Here is a 341-nt window from a genome sequence, read left to right as displayed (position 1 = left end):
CTTTTATTGAAGTTAACTCATTGTAAAGTTGTCTATTTTCATCGGTTTATGGCCGATTATTGTGAAGCCAGATAACAGTCTATCTAAGTCAAATTGAGTCAGGGTGTACATCTGTTTTTTCTCTTGACTGGGCCATTTAAATTTGGCTTTTTCGAGCCGTTTGTACCACAGGGCAAAACCCGTTTTATCCCAATACAACACTTTGACTTTGTCGCGTTGTTTATTGGTAAATAGGAACAGTGCGCCCGTGCCGAGCGGCAAATCGGTTTCGGACTCGATAATCGCCGCCAGGCCATTGATAGACTTTCTAAAATCCACGAACTCCCGATACAGGTAAACAT

At 41.9% G+C, this 341-nt stretch carries 1 protein-coding gene; it reads right to left on the bottom strand.

Annotated features, from left to right (window positions below; genetic code table 11):
- Positions 1-12 precede the first annotated feature (12 nt).
- Positions 13-341, bottom strand: a 329-nt coding sequence (tnpB, locus tag AACW06_RS20225) for an IS66 family insertion sequence element accessory protein TnpB (protein ID WP_192076397.1), incomplete at its 5' end; no start/stop codon positions are given.

It is taken from the genome of Vibrio sp. S12_S33, from assembly GCF_963889785.1.
In the GTDB taxonomy this organism is placed as follows: domain Bacteria; phylum Pseudomonadota; class Gammaproteobacteria; order Enterobacterales; family Vibrionaceae; genus Vibrio; species Vibrio aestuarianus.
The sequence above is the reverse complement of the archived record's forward strand: the minus strand, read 5'-3'. Positions and strand labels throughout refer to the sequence as shown.